This is a genomic window from Pseudomonas izuensis, assembly GCF_002356535.2.
GTDB classification, from domain to species: domain Bacteria; phylum Pseudomonadota; class Gammaproteobacteria; order Pseudomonadales; family Pseudomonadaceae; genus Aquipseudomonas; species Aquipseudomonas izuensis.
The window spans coordinates 1,255,974-1,271,750 of record NZ_AP017423.2 but is presented as its reverse complement, the minus strand read 5'-3'; the positions used below and the strand labels follow the sequence as shown (position 1 = coordinate 1,271,750).

The following is a 15,777-nucleotide window of genomic DNA, read 5'->3' as shown; positions in this document are numbered from 1 at the left end:
TGTGGGAGCGAGCCTGCTCGCGAAGTGGGCGCATCAGTCAACATCAATGTTGACCATGACATCCTCTTCGCGAGCAGGCTCGCTCCCACAGGTAAAGCAAGCAGTTGAGCGGTGTTCTTACTTCTCGACGAATGCACGCTCGATCAGGTAATCACCCGGCTCGCGCATCCGCGGCGAGACTTTCAGGCCGAAGCTGTTCAGCACTTCACTGGTCTCGTCGAGCATGCTCGGGCTGCCGCACAGCATGGCGCGGTCGTCCTGCGGGTTGATCGGTGGCAGACCGATGTCGCTGAACAGCTTGCCGCTGCGCATCAGGTCGGTCAGGCGCCCTTCGTTCTCGAACGGCTCGCGGGTCACGGTCGGGTAGTAGATCAACTTGTCACGCAGGGCTTCGCCGAAGAACTCGTTCTGCGGCAGGTGCTCGGTGATGAACTCACGGTAGGCGACTTCGTTGACGTAACGCACGCCGTGGCACAGGATCACTTTTTCGAAACGCTCGTAGGTTTCCGGGTCCTGAATGACGCTCATGAACGGCGCCAGACCAGTGCCGGTGCTGAGCAGGTACAGATGCTTGCCAGGCTTCAAGTCATCCAGCACCAGCGTGCCCGTAGGCTTCTTGCTGATGATGATCTCGTCGCCTTCCTTCAGATGCTGCAATTGGGAAGTCAGCGGACCATCAGGCACCTTGATGCTGAAGAACTCGAGATGTTCTTCCCAGTTCGGGCTGGCAATCGAGTAAGCGCGCATAAGCGGGCGGCCATTGGGTTGTTGCAGGCCGATCATCACGAACTGACCGTTCTCGAAGCGCAGGCCCGGATCACGGGTGCACTTGAAGCTGAACAGAGTGTCGTTCCAGTGATGAACACTGAGGACACGCTCGTGGTTCATGTTGCTCATGTACGGGGACTCCTGGAGATTGTCGGCGCATGCTCCGCATTCTATGAGCGGCGCGCAATTGCATCGCATTCTAATAGCAGTGACAATATCTGTTAAATGGATTATTAAGATAAGGGTTATCGGTTATATCGATATGCGATTTACTCTCCGTCAACTTCAAGTATTTGTCGCCGTTGCCCAGCAGGAAAGCGTGTCCCGTGCTGCGGGCCTGCTTAATCTTTCGCAATCGGCGGCGAGCACCTCGATCACCGAACTGGAGCGCCAGTCCAGCTGCCAGCTGTTCGACCGTGCCGGCAAACGGCTGAGCCTCAACGCCCTCGGCAAACAGCTGCTGCCGCAAGCGGTGGCGATGCTCGACCAGGCCAAGGAGATCGAAGACCTGCTCAACGGCAAGTCCGGTTTTGGCTCGTTGGCGGTGGGCGCGACCCTGACCATCGGCAATTACCTGGCTACGCTGCTGATTGGCGGCTTCATGCAGCGCCACCCTGAAAGCCAGGTGAAGCTTCATGTGCAGAACACCGCCAATATTGTGCAGCAGGTGGCCCACTACGAAATTGATCTGGGTCTGATCGAAGGCGACTGCAGCCACCCGGACATCGAAGTGCAGAGCTGGGTCGAAGATGAATTGGTGGTGTTTTGCGCCCCTCAACATCCGCTGGCGCAACGCGGCATCGCGACCATGGACGAATTGAGCCATGAAGCCTGGATTCTGCGCGAACAAGGCTCCGGCACGCGGCTGACGTTCGATCAGGCCATGCGTCATCACCACAGCGCGCTGAACATTCGCCTGGAACTGGAACATACCGAAGCGATCAAGCGCGCGGTGGAGTCTGGGTTGGGGATTGGCTGCATTTCACGACTGGCACTGCGCGATGCGTTCCGTCGAGGCAGCCTGGTCCCGGTGGAAACACCGGATCTGGACCTGGCGCGGCAGTTCTACTTCATCTGGCACAAGCAGAAATACCAGACGTCGGCCATGCGCGAGTTCCTCGATCTGTGCCGCGCTTTCACCGCAGGGGTCCAGCGCAGCGACGAGATCGTGCTGCCAACGATTGCTTAAAGCAGAATCACCGCCCACACCAGGGCGATCATGGTCAACGCCACCAGTTGCGCGGCGCTGCCCATGTCCTTGGCGTTTTTCGACAGCGGGTGCCGCTCAAGGGAAATGCGGTCGATGGCCGCTTCCACTGCCGAGTTGAGCAACTCGACAATCAAGGCCAGCAGGCAGACCGCAATCAGCAACGCCTGCTCAACGCGACTGACGTTCAAGAAGAACGACAAGGGGATCAGGATGACGTTGAGCAATACCAGCTGCCTGAAGGCCGCTTCGCCGGTGAAGGCGGCGCGCAAGCCGTCAAAGGAATATCCAGAAGCATTGAGGATGCGTTTCAGGCCGGTCTGGCCTTTAAAAGGGGACATGTAGGTAGCTGACCAAAAATGGAGTGGGAAAAACTAGATTAACCAAAGTCAAAAAAGCGTGAAGTTGCCAACCCTTAGTGGCTCGAAATTGACTCAAGTTGTTGCAGGAGCAATGCCGCCTGGGTTCGGGTTCGCACATTCAGTTTACGGAAAATCGCGGTGACGTGGGCCTTGATAGTCGCTTCGGAAACGCCCAGCTCGTAAGCAATCTGCTTGTTGAGCAGGCCTTCGCAGACCATGGTCAACACCCGGAACTGCTGTGGGGTCAGGCTGGCAAGGCCCTCACTGGCCGCTTTGGCCTCATCGGAAACGCTGACCGCTTCAAATGCCTGGGGTGGCCAGTAAACGTCGCCATCGAGTACTGCACGCACGGCTTTCTGGATCACGCTCAAGTCACTGGACTTGGGAATAAAACCGCTGGCGCCAAATTCACGGGACTTGACCATCACCGACGCTTCTTCCTGGGCGGAAACCATCACCACGGGAATCTGCGGGTACTGGCCGCGCAACAGCACCAACCCGGAAAAACCATACGCCCCCGGCATATTCAGATCCAGCAGCACCAGATCCCAGTCGGCCTTTTCGGTCAATCGAATTTCCAGTTCGGCAATGCTCGCCACTTCCACCAGACGGACATCGGGGCCAAGCCCCAGGGTCAACGCTTGATGCAAGGCGGAACGAAAAAGCGGGTGGTCATCGGCAATCAGGATTTCGTATGTGGCCATTTTTCAAATGATCCTGTTTTTCAAACAACTCGAGGTGCAGCCACGAAGCTGTACCAACAGGGCACGTTCAACACCAATGTCTACGGTGTATCTAACTCAGGCCGCGCCCCAATCGGCGCCAAGCATGCCCAGCGAAGCCAGGGTGGTCAAGCCACATGGCCAGCACAGTCTTTTGCAGTATGGGCGACAATCAGCACATGACAGAGACGTCGTTCTGCACAAACGGCAGCAACTCGGCATGCGCCGGTGTTTCAACATTCATCTCAAGCTGCCGTTTTGCATCGAGGTAATGCTGACTGAACACATCAAAATAGGCGTCCAGAGCTGATGCCGCCTGCACATCACCCGCCAGGTCAAGGCACAGCGCCGCGACTTCCGCGGTGCACAGGTGCTCGCTGCGGGTAGACCGACGCAATTGATAGCGTGAGAGTTTTTCAGGCAGCAGGCTAAGGATCGGCAACCCATCAAAATAAGGGCTTTTGCGGAAAATCTTCCGGGCTTCGGTCCAGGTCGCGTCCAACAGAATGAACAACGGTCGCCTGGCGCTATCCACCGTCACACTGTGGGTTACACGCTCGGGCTCGACATACTCGCCCGGAAACACCAGATAAGGCTGCCATTGCGGGTCGGATAACAGCGCAAGCAATTGCTGATCGACTTCGGTTCGCGACCAGATGAACGCGTGGTTATCGCGCACCACATCCGCGATCAGCCAACCGGTATTGCTCGGCTTGAACACTTCCTTGCTGGTCATGATCAGGCACACCCCGGAGCGGGTCTCGACCTGCGGACGCCAGGCGCACAGGCAATGACTCTCGATCACACGACATGCGCGGCAACGGGTTGCGCGCCAGCCACGGGCCTGAATCGGCTTGATGCCTTCATCTTCGCGTTGATCGCGCAGGCGGGCTACGGCGTTGGGGGCATGTTTCATCGTGGGCAACGCCGGCATACTGGGAAACTCGACACGAATAGCTCTCAGGGCAATAAAGGCGCGCAGTTTACCAGAGCTGCCGGCACAAGCCTGTACCGTCCAGACGGGCTCCCCTATAATTCGCCGCCATTGAACGCACAGTCACGTGGCGGGTCGAACCACCAGTCACTGAACCAGGAGAGTTTCATGCTGCGCCTTATCGTTCCCACCGCTGCCATTCTGTTAGCGTCGTCCATCAACGCTCAGGCTGCATCCCTGAGTGAGCAGAATCTGAACAGAGAGCTGCGAAACGTCGCCGAACAAAGCAGCGTCGGCACGCCACGGGCGATCAACGAAGACATTCTCGATCAGGGCTACACCGTCGAAGGCAATACACTGATCAACCACTTGAGCGTGCAAAGCAGCCACGCCGACAAGATGCGGGCTGACCCGAAAGCGGTGTACTTCCAGCTTGGCGCCTCCGTGTGCAGAAACGACGGCTACCGCAAGCTGATGAAGAAGGGCGCAATCATGCGTTACGACTTCACCGAGGTGAAGACCAATCGCGCGATTGGCTCCGCCAGTTTCCAGGAATCCGATTGCCCGAAAGCCACACCGACGAAGAAGAAGTAACTATCTGGATTTGGCGCGCCGCTGTTCATCTTCGGCGCGCAGATCTGCCAACAATGCCTGCAGGTAACGCGAGCGCCGTTCTGCTCCCTCCAGTCTTCGGCAGCACTCCTCTTCAAGACTCAAATGATTGGTCTCGGCTGATGACTTCAGCAATCGATACAGTTGCGTATCGATCTCTATTTCCAGAACGACTCTGGCCATGACTGGCTCCCGCCTCCTTGCTCTTCGCTCCTGTTGAGCGATATATCCTTAAACCTCTTGTTACGTGCGTCCTGCCGTTGACGCGAAGTTGTCGTGTGATACCTGTAACTTAGTAAATCAGAGTACAGAACAGGCGGCGCACGTTCGGACGAGCGGCGAAACCTCCTTGCAAATCGTCAGCAAGCGGTTGCCAGGAAAGACTTTGTGGGGCAATGATCAAAGCAGCGCAAATCACTCCAAGGGTCTAGATTCAAGGTATCCACGCTCACTTGTTCAGGGCAGGAAAAGGGGCCCGCCCGATACGTATTGCGTTATGCGAATATTTCTTTCATCCAAGGGAAAAACAGAGCCTGTTTGGATGACCCGATGACCATCCGGGTCAAGTGGATCGCCCAGGCATGGGCTTGGGCAGACAGCGACACAGGAGTTGTCGTGGCGTCGATACTTGTTTTGTCGGGGCCGAGGGTTCTGTGCAGAAGGAGAAGTTGAATGCCTTACCAACCGAATGACCTCTTGAGCCGTCATTTTGAAGAAAGCGGCCACGACCTCATCAGCAAGGTCGAAGAACAACTCAACCTTGTTTCACCCAACAGCCCGAACACCCCCATCTACCGCGACATGATCCTGACCGTGCTGCGCATGGCCCAGGAAGACCACAATCGCTGGAATGCCAAGATCACCCTGCAGGCCCTGCGCGAACTGGAGCACGCATTCCGTGTGCTGGAACAGTTCAAGGGCCGACGCAAGGTCACGGTGTTCGGCTCGGCCCGCACCCCCATGGAACACCCGTTGTACGCACTGGCCCGGGAGCTCGGTGCCGCGCTGGCACGCTCGGACATGATGGTCATCACCGGTGCCGGTGGCGGCATCATGGCCGCAGCCCACGAAGGATCCGGACTGGCACACAGCCTGGGCTTCAACATCACCCTGCCCTTCGAACAGCATGCCAACCCCACCGTCAACGGCACAACCAACCTGCTGCCCTTCCACTTCTTCTTCACCCGCAAGCTGTTCTTCGTCAAGGAGGCCGATGCACTGGTGCTGTGCCCTGGCGGTTTCGGTACCCTGGATGAAGCGCTCGAAGTGCTGACACTGATCCAGACCGGCAAGAGCCCACTGGTGCCGGTGGTGCTGCTGGACGCGCCGGGTGGCAAATTCTGGCAAGGGGCGCTGGACTTCATCCACCAGCAACTGGAGGAAAATCGCTACATCCTGCCCACCGACATGAAACTGGTGAGACTGGTCTACAGCGCCGAGGAAGCTGTCGAACACATCAACCAGTTCTACAGCAACTTCCACTCCAGCCGCTGGCTCAAGCATCAGTTCGTGATTCGCATGAACCACAAGCTCAGTGACCGGGCACTCGAACACATGCAGGAAGCGTTCGCTGACCTGTGCCTGAGCGATCATTTCCACCAGCATGCCTACAGCGGCGAAGAACACGATGAAGCGCAGTTCAGCCATCTGGCTCGACTGGCCTTCTCCTTCAACGCCCGCGATCATGGCCGGTTACGGGAGCTGGTGGACTATATCAACCTGCCGGAAAACTGGGCACAACTCCAGCCACAGGCACAACAGCGCGCGCGGGAATCTTCAAAGGTTACGTAAGGTACAAAAACGGCCCGCTATCGAAATAGCGAGCCGTTTCAGTCAATCGTCCATACCCCGGCCGCTGAACAAGCGGCTGATCATTTCCATGGAATATCCCCGATATGCCAGGAACCTGCCTTGCTTGGCACGTTCCCGGGCGTCTATCGGTAAGTGCCCGGAGAACTTGCGTCGCCAGGTATCTTCCAGTTGAACCTGCCAATCGATACCACTCTCGCGCAAGGCCAGTTCGACATCGCTTCGTTGCAGACCGCGCTGGCTTAACTCTTCACGAATGCGCAAAGGCCCATAGCCGGAACGGGCACGGTAGGAAACGAAACTTTCGAGGTAACGGGATTCGGAGAGCAAGCCCTCTTCCGTCAACCGGTCGAGTGCTGTTTCGATCATTTCGGGGAGAGCGCCGCGCTGACGCAGTTTACGCGTCAGCTCGACTCGACCATGCTCGCGTCGCGCGAGCAGGTCCATGGCGGTTCGCCGCACCGCGACGAGTGTATCGAGTACGGCGATCATCGGATCAATCAGATATCAGCGTCAGCCAGATCATCTTCGGTCTCTTTGACCGCAGATGCCTTGGAGTCCGCTACGGCTGCTGGAGAGAGCAATTTGTCACGCAGTTGCTTCTCGAGTTTTGCTGCGACTTCCGGGTTATCCGCCAGGAACTTGGCCGAGTTAGCCTTGCCCTGACCGATCTTGGTGCCTTCGTAGGCATACCAGGCACCGGATTTTTCGACGAAGCCGTGCAGAACACCCAGATCGATCATCTCACCATTGAGGTAGATGCCCTTGCCGTAAAGAATCTGGAACTCGGCCTGACGGAACGGCGAAGCCACCTTGTTCTTCACAACCTTGACGCGGGTTTCGCTACCGACAACTTCATCACCCTCTTTCACCGCGCCAGTACGGCGGATGTCCAGACGAACCGATGCATAGAACTTCAGCGCGTTACCACCGGTGGTGGTTTCCGGGCTGCCGAACATCACACCGATCTTCATACGGATCTGGTTGATGAAGATCACCAGGCAGTTGGCGTTCTTGATGTTACCGGTGATTTTACGCAGCGCCTGGGACATCAGACGGGCTTGCAGGCCCACGTGCATGTCACCCATTTCGCCTTCGATTTCAGCCTTTGGTACCAGTGCCGCCACGGAGTCGACGATGATCACGTCAACCGCGTTGGAACGCACCAGCATGTCGGTGATTTCCAGGGCCTGTTCACCGGTGTCCGGCTGGGAAACCAGCAGGTCGTCAACGTTGACGCCGAGCTTGCCGGCGTACTCAGGGTCGAGGGCGTGTTCGGCATCGACGAATGCGCAGGTCGCGCCGGCTTTTTGAGCCTGGGCGATTACAGACAATGTCAGTGTGGTTTTACCGGAAGATTCAGGACCATAGATTTCAACAATACGGCCTTTTGGCAGACCGCCAATGCCCAGTGCGATGTCCAGACCCAGAGAGCCAGTGGAGATGGCCGGGATCGCCTGACGGTCCTGATCGCCCATACGCATTACGGCACCCTTGCCGAATTGACGTTCGATCTGACCCAGGGCCGCAGCCAAGGCTTTCTTCTTGTTGTCGTCCATTAAAGTCCTCACGTAATCAATAAGGCCTGACGGCCAACACCTGTATAAGTAGCCAGTATTATTCCACAGGGTTTAAGGATCGCCTACCCCTGATTTGAGATTTCTGCCGCGGCATACCGCAGCAGCCCCTCTAGCGCGGCCTTCACCGTTTGTCGGCGGACCTCGTCGCGGTTGCCGGAGAAGTGCTGCACCTCACTGAATCGCTGCTCACCCACACCCCAGGCCAGCCAGACAGTGCCTACCGGCTTGCTCGGGGAGCCGCCGTCCGGTCCTGCCACGCCACTGACCGCCACCGAAAAATACGCACGGCTTTTTTCCTGGGCGCCCCTTGCCATCGCCTCCACCACCTCGCGACTGACCGCCCCCACCGTGGTGAACAATCCCACCGGAACATCCAGTTGCAGCGTTTTCTGTCGATTGGAGTAGGTGACATAACCGGCTTCGAACCACGCCGAACTTCCCGGAATACGGGTAATTGCCTCGGCGATCCCGCCACCGGTGCAAGACTCCGCGGTGGTGACGTGGGCATTGAGAACCTGCAGGCGTCTGCCAAGTTCAGCGGCCAATTGGGTGATTTCTTTCACGGTCATCTCCTGATCGAGCGGAATGAGGACTACCGTACACGAGCGGATCGCGCTTGCAAGTTACAGCATCGATCAAAATGTTAGCGGGCTGGCGAAGGCTGGCATAACACCGCCCTCGCCCGCGCCCAGAGCTGCAAACGATCCTGCAGTCCGTTCAAGCCACCATTGATGCGACGGGTAATGCTGTTGAACTGGTCGCGGTCGGCCAGTTCATTAAGACCGTTTTGCTCCCAGAACCACGCTGCGGATTCGGCTGCCCACCGGGGTTGCTCCAGCAGTTCAGGCACGTCAAGCAGACGCTCGTCGCCAAACAGCCCGCGGCTGCATTCGCGATAGTTGTGCCGACCCGTGATCTGGATAAGTCCTCGACCGCGATAGCGTTGGCCATCGCCGTCGGGTTCCGGGGTGTTGCCCAGACGCGCAGCCAACGCACCGGTGTCGTACTTGTTCAGATATTGATCGCTGCCCAATTCACGCACGTATTGCAACTGCCCCGACTCGTGACCGACTTGTGCCAGGAACGCTGCAATGCGCATGGGCGTATTGATGTTGCGGTGAGCCATGGCGCTGTCGAGGACTGATATGAAAACGCCCGCTTGGGAGCGGGCGTTGGGGAAGATCTTCAGTAACTGCTGCTCGGTCAGAAGCATCGTTTGCTCCACTGGTTAAGAGGTGAGTTTCACAGGCTTCTCCGTAAAAACACCTGCACTGTCTCCAACGGCTCGCCGATCCTGTTGAACTCAAGATTACAGGCTCGACCGTCGAGGGCGACCGCTTCAATTGTTGCGTCGTGTTATGTCGTCGGGCCCAGGCACGTTGCCGTACGGCAACTATTGATCCGGACGAGAATCACGCGACGGTACTTCGCATACGCCAATTCGCCTGGCCGCCCAGCGCTCATAAAGGCCAATGGCGACATCCGCGCCGGCCATCGCTGTAAGGCAACCGAACGCGCCCGCCGCCCAGATCGACATGCCGGCGGCATACAGCAGCATGATGGCCGAGACCCCGCAAATCATGCAGGCTCCGGAACGCAGGGCCAGGCGTCGCAGCAAGGACCAGCCGCGGGCGCCCTCCTTGTCGGCGCGCCACATTTCGCCAGACACCCCGCCCATCAAGGCGAGCACGATGACCAGCCAGATCGGCATGTCCAGCAACGCCTGTAGCTCGTTTGTCATGTCCCGTCTCCTGGTGGGGTGATTGATCAGTGACCTTAAACAACGCGCAACACACGCGTTGTCGATACATTCTCCAACAGCAAGCGCATCCAGCCCCACCGACGGCAGAGCTGGACGTATCAGTCACTTTTAATCGAACGCTGGAGCGACTTGCTGAGCCATGCGGCTCAAACTGCCCATGTCCAGATATCAAAGGTCTTGAAAGAAGTCCCGTCGATCAACCGGATTGGACGGTAGGTCGGCTTGTACCCGAATCGTGCCCAGACAGGCGTCTCTTTCACGACAGAAAAGCCGCCGTTCGGTTGCAGCCGCAGCACGACGCCTGAATGACCTGCGGTGCCGGAGTTCCACAAAGGCACATCGTTGGCAGCATAAACAACAAAGTTGCCATCAGCCTGCATGACCGCCTTGACCGCTCCTTTGTTCTGCGTGTAGCTCGCCCAACGAACACTCCAGTTCGGACCGTAGACCACAACGTTGCCGTCACCCTGGAAAATCAGGGCGCTATCACCGGAAAAATAGGGCATGCCCATGGCAAGCTCGGCAGGGCCACTGATAACCACGGAAGCGGTAGAGCCGGCAATCGGCGCAATTGACGGCGTACCGCTCCAGATCGCCTGGGAGTCAACCAGTACGATGTTCCCATCGTCCTGCAGAACCAGGTGGGTTCGATTCCATTGATCCTCACTGGTAAACGTACTGTTGTTCGACAGCCAGGTACGCGCCCGGGCCGGGTCGTATAGGAATGCGCCGTACTGGATGAAGAACTGTGTCGGTTCATTGTTACGCAGTGGAATGGTTGAACTGTAAGGCTGAGCCTCGTTAGCGACCCATGCCACTGTGCCATTGTCCAACAGCACCAGATTGCCATCGGCCTGAAGCAACAGCTTGAATCGGCCATTTGGCGAAAGAAGGAACTGACCCGGGGTCATGGTTTGATAAGCGGGGAGAATCGAAGTGCCGCTGCCTTGAAACGGAATACGTGTACGTCCTGCCATGTTTATCACCTATTGAGTCGAATGGTTTTGTGCGCGGGATTGCGCTTTCATGTCGCTCAATGGCGATCGCTCAAGGCTCGCGGCCTTCACGTGATTCAATGTTCCGCATCGGGAGCATTTGACTTGGAGCTCGGTGTACTCACCCACTCGGGCGAGAAGCCTTTTGCACTGCCCACATCTGTAATCTTTCAACATCACGATGCCTCCTGGCTTCTGCCGAATCCTTTCTGTAGATGAAGTTGATAGGCCTCGGACGAGGTAGTTATTCCAAAAAGCCCTGTGCGGTCCTTCGCATCGACCTGTCGGCGCTACTGGCGCGGTACGGGTCCATTCAAATTGTTCTTCCGACCGCGGTCCCTGCCCGCCGGATAACTGCTTCTGGTGCTTTACGCTGCACACCCGGGTCAGTTGCCAACCCTCTGAACCGTTGAGGCCGGTTCATCGCTGCCTTTTTTGGTGGAACTAATGAGCTTCTTTGCGAACCGCTTTGTTGAGCGGCTTGAGACAAAGAATATGCATGGATGCATATACAGTCAATGCACAAATGCATTTATTTATGCACTACAAATGCACTAACGCATGAAAAGCCTATAAACAAAGGTGTTGGTGGCTTTTGCCAGGCGAAAAAAAACCCGCCTGATGGCGGGCTTTATCTGACAGCGTTGAGGTTAGCGAGCGTACATGCCCCACCAGAAGACGTGGCCGAGGATGACGATTTGCTCTTCCTGCATTTCCTGGAAACTGTAGTCCTCGTCCGGGTGTTCATCGCGGTTGAAGCTGCGCAACCGAATGCCGGTAGGCAGACGATAAAGCTGTTTCACCCGTAACTGGCCGTTGTGATTGATTGCATAAAGGTCGCCATCAATAATGTCGCCAATCCCGCACTTGCCGGCATTGACCCCGACCGTGGCACCGTCACGCAGTACCGGCAACATGCTGTTGCCACGCACGGTCACGCATTTGGCCTGGTCGAACTGCACCCCGTTATGGCGCAAACTGCGCTTACCGAAGCGCAGGCTAGAGCGCTCGCTCTCTTCGATGACAAATCTTCCTGATCCCGCAGCCAATTCAACCTCGCGAAGAAAGGGGACCGACACTTCGTCGTCGTCGACGGGTGTATCGTCGTCCCACAGACTTATGTCCTTGAGTTCAGCATGCAATTGATCGCGCCCGCCAGTGATCGCCGGCGCGACTTCTGCACGGCCGCGCAACTGGTCGGTGCTCACGGCGAAGTACTCGGCGATCTTCGATATGTGTTTATCCGAAGGATCGACGATCTTCCCGCTGAGGATCCGCGAGAGAGTGGATTGAGGCACGCCGGTGCGACGGTGAAGCTCCGTGGGGGAGATCCCGTGCTGATCGAGCAGCGCTCTTAGGACGGTAGAAACATTGCGTTTGTGCATAGCGCGCATAGTGCTTGTTCTTTTTGCGGAAGACAAATGCCAAATTGCATAAAAAGTGCATAAGCAATGCATAACGCATCAGAAACGGACCAGGCGGCGTTCCTGCCTGCGTCCGGCAGACCGCCCATGTTAATCTTGCGCCCATTGCGGAAAAGCCGGGCCGACGCCCCACTTTTGCCCCACACCTTTGAACGAGTTTTCCGATTCCCAATGAATAAAGCCCTCTCCGACCTGTCCTCCCACACGCCGATGATGCAGCAGTACTGGCGCCTGAAGAACCAGCACCCAGACCAGTTGATGTTCTACCGCATGGGCGACTTCTACGAGATCTTCTATGAGGACGCGAAGAAGGCCGCCAAGTTGCTCGACATCACTCTGACTGCCCGTGGGCAGTCGGCCGGCCAGGCAATTCCCATGTGCGGAATTCCTTACCACGCCGCCGAAGGTTACCTGGCGAAACTGGTAAAGCTCGGTGAGTCGGTGGTGATCTGTGAACAAATCGGCGATCCGGCCACCAGCAAGGGGCCGGTGGAGCGCCAGGTGGTGCGGATCATCACGCCGGGGACGGTGAGTGACGAGGCGCTGCTGGATGAGCGTCGGGACAACCTGATCGCGGCTGTGCTGGGTGATGAGCGTCTGTTCGGCCTGGCGGTGCTGGACATCACCAGCGGCAACTTCAGCGTGCTGGAAATCAAGGGTTGGGAAAACCTGTTGGCGGAGCTGGAACGGGTCAATCCGGTAGAGCTGCTGATTCCGGATGACTGGCCGAAGGATCTGCCGGCGGAAAAACGTCGTGGGGTTCGTCGCCGTGCGCCGTGGGATTTCGAACGTGACTCGGCGCTGAAAAGTCTTTGCCAGCAGTTTTCTACCCAGGACCTGAAAGGTTTCGGGTGCGAGAACCTGACCCTGGCCATCGGCGCCGCCGGTTGCCTGCTGGCCTATGCGAAAGAAACCCAGCGCACCGCCCTGCCCCACCTCCGCAGCCTGCGTCATGAGCGACTGGACGATACCGTGGTGCTGGACGGCGCCAGCCGTCGCAACCTGGAGCTGGACACCAACCTGGCCGGGGGTCGCGATAACACACTGCAATCGGTGGTCGACCGCTGCCAGACCGCCATGGGCAGCCGCTTGCTGACCCGTTGGCTGAATCGACCTCTGCGTGACCTGAAGATTTTGCTGGCCCGCCAGACGTCGATCACGTGCCTGCTCGACGCCTACCGTTTCGAAAAGCTGCAACCGCAGCTCAAGGAAATCGGCGACATCGAGCGGATTCTCGCGCGGATCGGCCTGCGTAACGCCCGCCCGCGGGATCTGGCACGCCTGCGCGATGCCCTCGGCGCCCTGCCTGAGCTACAAGTGGCGATGACCGAGCTTGAAGCCCCGCACCTGCAACAGCTGGCAACCACTACCAGCACCTACCCGGAACTGGCCGCGCTGCTGGAAAAAGCCATCGTCGACAACCCGCCGGCGGTCATCCGCGACGGCGGTGTATTGAAGACCGGTTACGACAGCGAACTCGACGAACTGCAATCGCTGAGCGAGAACGCCGGACAATTCCTGATCGACCTCGAAGCCCGGGAAAAGGCCCGTACCGGCCTGTCCCACCTGAAGGTTGGGTACAACCGCATCCACGGCTACTTCATCGAATTGCCGAGCAAGCAAGCCGAGTCGGCGCCTGCCGATTACATCCGCCGTCAGACCCTCAAGGGCGCCGAACGATTTATCACACCGGAACTCAAGGCCTTCGAAGACAAGGCGCTGTCGGCCAAGAGCCGCGCCCTGGCCCGGGAGAAGATGCTTTACGAGGCGCTGCTCGAGGACCTGATCGCGCAGTTGCCACCGCTGCAGGACACCGCTTCGGCGCTGGCCGAACTGGACGTACTCAGCAACCTGGCCGAGCGTGCATTGAACCTTGACTTGAACTGCCCGCGGTTCGTCAGCGAACCGTGCATGCGTATCAGCCAGGGTCGTCACCCGGTGGTCGAGCAAGTGCTGACCACGCCGTTCGTGGCCAATGACCTGAGCCTCGATGACAATACGCGCATGCTGGTGATCACCGGTCCGAACATGGGCGGTAAATCCACCTACATGCGCCAGACCGCGCTGATCGTACTGCTGGCCCATATCGGCAGCTTCGTACCGGCGGCCAGTTGTGAATTGTCGCTGGTGGATCGCATCTTCACCCGGATCGGCTCCAGCGATGACCTGGCAGGCGGGCGTTCGACCTTCATGGTCGAAATGAGCGAAACCGCCAACATCCTGCACAACGCCACCGAGCGCAGCCTGGTATTGATGGATGAAGTCGGGCGCGGCACCAGTACGTTCGACGGTTTATCCCTGGCCTGGGCGGCGGCGGAGCGACTGGCGCACTTGCGCGCCTACACGCTGTTCGCCACCCACTACTTCGAGCTGACAGTCCTGCCGGAAGCCCAACCGCTGGTGGCCAACGTGCATCTCAACGCCACTGAGCACAACGAACGCATCGTGTTCCTGCACCACGTGCTACCGGGGCCCGCCAGCCAGAGCTACGGCCTGGCAGTGGCGCAGCTGGCCGGTGTGCCCACTGAAGTGATCGTGCGCGCCCGTGAGCATTTGAGCCGCCTGGAAGACACCGCCCTGCCCCATGAAGCGCCCAAGCCAGCCAAAGGCAAGCCTGCCGCGCCACAGCAAAGCGATATGTTCGCCAGCCTGCCGCATCCGGTGCTGGATGAACTGGCCAAGCTCGACCTGGACGATATGACGCCACGTCGTGCGCTCGAAATGCTCTATACACTAAAGACACGGATCTAACGCATAGGCTTGCAAGCTGTTAGAATCTCGCGCGGTTTGGGATGCTGCTGGCTTTTAGCCTGGCCTGCAGACTATCGCTCCCGAACCTTGCGACCCCTATGTGAAGGGGCGCAGCAAGCCGCGCCTGAGGAGAAAATTAGAAATGACCTTCGTCGTCACCGACAACTGCATCAAGTGCAAGTACACCGACTGCGTAGAAGTCTGTCCGGTGGACTGCTTTTACGAAGGCCCGAACTTCCTGGTGATTCACCCGGATGAGTGCATCGACTGCGCACTGTGCGAACCAGAATGCCCTGCCGTGGCCATCTTCTCCGAAGATGAAGTCCCTGCGGGCATGGAAAACTTCATCGCATTGAACCTGGAATTGGCCGAGGTCTGGCCGAACATCACCGAGCGCAAAGACCCTTTGCCCGACTCCGCTGAGTGGGATGGCAAGCCAGGCAAGATCGAACATCTCGAACGCTGATTATCCCCGCGTTCCCGAAAAAGGCCCCACAAGGGCCTTTTTGCTTTTCTGCAGGCGAAAAAAAAGGGGCGGTTTGACCCGCCCACTTTTTTCCCTATTCCCTGTGTTCCATTTCATCGTCCTGATGAATCGCTTCCTGCGATGTCCATTCCCCTCATCCTTGAAGGGCGTGTCTGTCCCTCGACACAACCCGAATACTAGAGTGTTCGGAGCCGGGAGCAATCGGCCTCGAACGCTGAAATCGCCTGTCATATGCTGTTAACTTGCTAAAATAAGCATCTAAATCAACTAGATAAATCAACGTCAGTGAAAGTATGGCGGTCTGCCACGCTGTAAAAATAACGAACACTTACGAAAGAGTAAGCCAAGACTTACAACCCAAGAC

The 15,777-nt window shown here is 57.8% G+C and carries 18 protein-coding genes; 5 read left to right on the top strand and 13 right to left on the bottom strand.

Annotated features, from left to right (window positions below):
* Positions 1-117: 117 nt before the first annotated feature.
* Positions 118-897: a ferredoxin-NADP reductase gene (gene fpr / locus LAB08_RS05665; protein WP_003443014.1), complete on the bottom strand. Its 780-nt coding sequence runs from the start codon at positions 895-897 to the stop codon at positions 118-120.
* A 133-nt stretch (positions 898-1,030) separates the two neighbouring features.
* Between fpr and LAB08_RS05660 the strand changes: the two genes are divergently transcribed.
* Complete coding sequence (locus tag LAB08_RS05660; RefSeq protein ID WP_096513132.1) at positions 1,031-1,957, top strand: LysR family transcriptional regulator; 927 nt, start codon at positions 1,031-1,033, stop codon at positions 1,955-1,957.
* Here LAB08_RS05660 and LAB08_RS05655 read toward each other — a convergent pair.
* From LAB08_RS05655 to LAB08_RS05645, 3 genes are all read right to left on the bottom strand, one after another.
* Positions 1,954-2,316, bottom strand: a complete 363-nt coding sequence (locus LAB08_RS05655) for a diacylglycerol kinase (RefSeq protein WP_095197038.1) — start codon at positions 2,314-2,316, stop codon at positions 1,954-1,956. The genes LAB08_RS05660 and LAB08_RS05655 overlap by 4 nt on opposite strands.
* A gap of 74 nt (positions 2,317-2,390) precedes the next feature.
* Positions 2,391-3,041, bottom strand: coding sequence for a response regulator transcription factor ErdR (gene erdR / locus LAB08_RS05650; protein ID WP_096513133.1), 651 nt, complete (start codon positions 3,039-3,041; stop codon positions 2,391-2,393).
* A 190-nt stretch (positions 3,042-3,231) separates the two neighbouring features.
* A complete protein-coding gene (locus LAB08_RS05645; protein ID WP_096515544.1) occupies positions 3,232-3,975 on the bottom strand; it encodes a tRNA-uridine aminocarboxypropyltransferase in 744 nt (247 codons plus the stop codon).
* Between the two features lie 186 nt (positions 3,976-4,161).
* On the opposite strand from LAB08_RS05645, the gene LAB08_RS05640 reads away from it, so the two are divergent.
* A complete protein-coding gene (locus LAB08_RS05640) occupies positions 4,162-4,587 on the top strand; it encodes a PA3611 family quorum-sensing-regulated virulence factor (protein ID WP_096513134.1) in 426 nt (141 codons plus the stop codon).
* On the opposite strand, the gene LAB08_RS05635 is transcribed toward LAB08_RS05640, so the two are convergent.
* The gene (locus LAB08_RS05635) at positions 4,588-4,788 is read right to left on the bottom strand and encodes a hypothetical protein (protein ID WP_096513135.1); all 201 of its coding nucleotides are present in this window, start codon (positions 4,786-4,788) and stop codon (positions 4,588-4,590) included.
* A gap of 489 nt (positions 4,789-5,277) precedes the next feature.
* Here LAB08_RS05635 and LAB08_RS05630 point away from each other — a divergent pair, with 489 nt between their 5' ends.
* Positions 5,278-6,396 carry an LOG family protein gene (locus LAB08_RS05630; protein WP_096513136.1) on the top strand — a complete coding sequence of 373 codons (1,119 nt, stop codon included), beginning with the start codon at positions 5,278-5,280 and terminating at the stop codon, positions 6,394-6,396.
* Between the two features lie 42 nt (positions 6,397-6,438).
* On the opposite strand, the gene recX is transcribed toward LAB08_RS05630, so the two are convergent.
* From recX to LAB08_RS05590, 8 genes are all read right to left on the bottom strand, one after another.
* Positions 6,439-6,906 (bottom strand): recombination regulator RecX, encoded by a 468-nt coding sequence (gene recX, locus LAB08_RS05625; RefSeq protein ID WP_096513137.1) that lies wholly within the window; start codon positions 6,904-6,906, stop codon positions 6,439-6,441.
* 8 nt (positions 6,907-6,914) lie between these two features.
* Positions 6,915-7,973, bottom strand: a complete 1,059-nt coding sequence (recA, locus tag LAB08_RS05620) for a recombinase RecA (RefSeq protein ID WP_096513138.1) — start codon at positions 7,971-7,973, stop codon at positions 6,915-6,917.
* Positions 7,974-8,056: 83 nt separating this feature from the next.
* Positions 8,057-8,557 carry a CinA family protein gene (locus LAB08_RS05615; protein WP_096515546.1) on the bottom strand — a complete coding sequence of 167 codons (501 nt, stop codon included), beginning with the start codon at positions 8,555-8,557 and terminating at the stop codon, positions 8,057-8,059.
* Positions 8,558-8,637: 80 nt separating this feature from the next.
* Positions 8,638-9,207, bottom strand: coding sequence for a glycoside hydrolase family 19 protein (locus LAB08_RS05610; RefSeq protein ID WP_096513139.1), 570 nt, complete (start codon positions 9,205-9,207; stop codon positions 8,638-8,640).
* 180 nt (positions 9,208-9,387) lie between these two features.
* Positions 9,388-9,735, bottom strand: a complete 348-nt coding sequence (locus LAB08_RS05605; protein ID WP_096513140.1) for a phage holin family protein — start codon at positions 9,733-9,735, stop codon at positions 9,388-9,390.
* 167 nt (positions 9,736-9,902) lie between these two features.
* The gene (locus LAB08_RS05600; RefSeq protein ID WP_096513141.1) at positions 9,903-10,733 is read right to left on the bottom strand and encodes a putidacin L1 family lectin-like bacteriocin; all 831 of its coding nucleotides are present in this window, start codon (positions 10,731-10,733) and stop codon (positions 9,903-9,905) included.
* A 9-nt stretch (positions 10,734-10,742) separates the two neighbouring features.
* Positions 10,743-10,928 (bottom strand): Com family DNA-binding transcriptional regulator, encoded by a 186-nt coding sequence (locus tag LAB08_RS05595; protein WP_096513142.1) that lies wholly within the window; start codon positions 10,926-10,928, stop codon positions 10,743-10,745.
* Between the two features lie 473 nt (positions 10,929-11,401).
* A complete protein-coding gene (locus tag LAB08_RS05590; protein WP_096515549.1) occupies positions 11,402-12,136 on the bottom strand; it encodes a LexA family transcriptional regulator in 735 nt (244 codons plus the stop codon).
* 210 nt (positions 12,137-12,346) lie between these two features.
* Here LAB08_RS05590 and mutS point away from each other — a divergent pair, with 210 nt between their 5' ends.
* Together mutS and fdxA are read left to right on the top strand one after the other, a co-directional pair.
* Positions 12,347-14,926 (top strand): DNA mismatch repair protein MutS, encoded by a 2,580-nt coding sequence (gene mutS / locus LAB08_RS05585; protein ID WP_096513143.1) that lies wholly within the window; start codon positions 12,347-12,349, stop codon positions 14,924-14,926.
* Positions 14,927-15,068: 142 nt separating this feature from the next.
* Positions 15,069-15,392 (top strand): ferredoxin FdxA, encoded by a 324-nt coding sequence (gene fdxA / locus LAB08_RS05580; RefSeq protein WP_095197066.1) that lies wholly within the window; start codon positions 15,069-15,071, stop codon positions 15,390-15,392.
* Positions 15,393-15,777: the final 385 nt, after the last annotated feature.

Excerpts from the sequence above, each read along its gene's own strand:
- LAB08_RS05605 (WP_096513140.1), bottom strand. The coding sequence starts at position 9,735 with ATGACAAACGAGCTACAGGCGTTGCTGGACATGCCGATCTGGCTGGTC.
- LAB08_RS05655 (WP_095197038.1), bottom strand. The coding sequence starts at position 2,316 with ATGTCCCCTTTTAAAGGCCAGACCGGCCTGAAACGCATCCTCAATGCT.
- fdxA (WP_095197066.1), top strand. The coding sequence starts at position 15,069 with ATGACCTTCGTCGTCACCGACAACTGCATCAAGTGCAAGTACACCGAC.
- LAB08_RS05595 (WP_096513142.1), bottom strand. The coding sequence starts at position 10,928 with ATGTTGAAAGATTACAGATGTGGGCAGTGCAAAAGGCTTCTCGCCCGA.
- LAB08_RS05645 (WP_096515544.1), bottom strand. The coding sequence starts at position 3,975 with ATGAAACATGCCCCCAACGCCGTAGCCCGCCTGCGCGATCAACGCGAA.
- LAB08_RS05635 (WP_096513135.1), bottom strand. The coding sequence starts at position 4,788 with ATGGCCAGAGTCGTTCTGGAAATAGAGATCGATACGCAACTGTATCGA.
- LAB08_RS05600 (WP_096513141.1), bottom strand. The coding sequence starts at position 10,733 with ATGGCAGGACGTACACGTATTCCGTTTCAAGGCAGCGGCACTTCGATT.
- fpr (WP_003443014.1), bottom strand. The coding sequence starts at position 897 with ATGAGCAACATGAACCACGAGCGTGTCCTCAGTGTTCATCACTGGAAC.
- erdR (WP_096513133.1), bottom strand. The coding sequence starts at position 3,041 with ATGGCCACATACGAAATCCTGATTGCCGATGACCACCCGCTTTTTCGT.
- recA (WP_096513138.1), bottom strand. The coding sequence starts at position 7,973 with ATGGACGACAACAAGAAGAAAGCCTTGGCTGCGGCCCTGGGTCAGATC.
- recX (WP_096513137.1), bottom strand. The coding sequence starts at position 6,906 with ATGATCGCCGTACTCGATACACTCGTCGCGGTGCGGCGAACCGCCATG.
- LAB08_RS05640 (WP_096513134.1), top strand. The coding sequence starts at position 4,162 with ATGCTGCGCCTTATCGTTCCCACCGCTGCCATTCTGTTAGCGTCGTCC.
- LAB08_RS05610 (WP_096513139.1), bottom strand. The coding sequence starts at position 9,207 with ATGCTTCTGACCGAGCAGCAGTTACTGAAGATCTTCCCCAACGCCCGC.
- LAB08_RS05630 (WP_096513136.1), top strand. The coding sequence starts at position 5,278 with ATGCCTTACCAACCGAATGACCTCTTGAGCCGTCATTTTGAAGAAAGC.
- LAB08_RS05660 (WP_096513132.1), top strand. The coding sequence starts at position 1,031 with ATGCGATTTACTCTCCGTCAACTTCAAGTATTTGTCGCCGTTGCCCAG.
- LAB08_RS05590 (WP_096515549.1), bottom strand. The coding sequence starts at position 12,136 with ATGCACAAACGCAATGTTTCTACCGTCCTAAGAGCGCTGCTCGATCAG.
- mutS (WP_096513143.1), top strand. The coding sequence starts at position 12,347 with ATGAATAAAGCCCTCTCCGACCTGTCCTCCCACACGCCGATGATGCAG.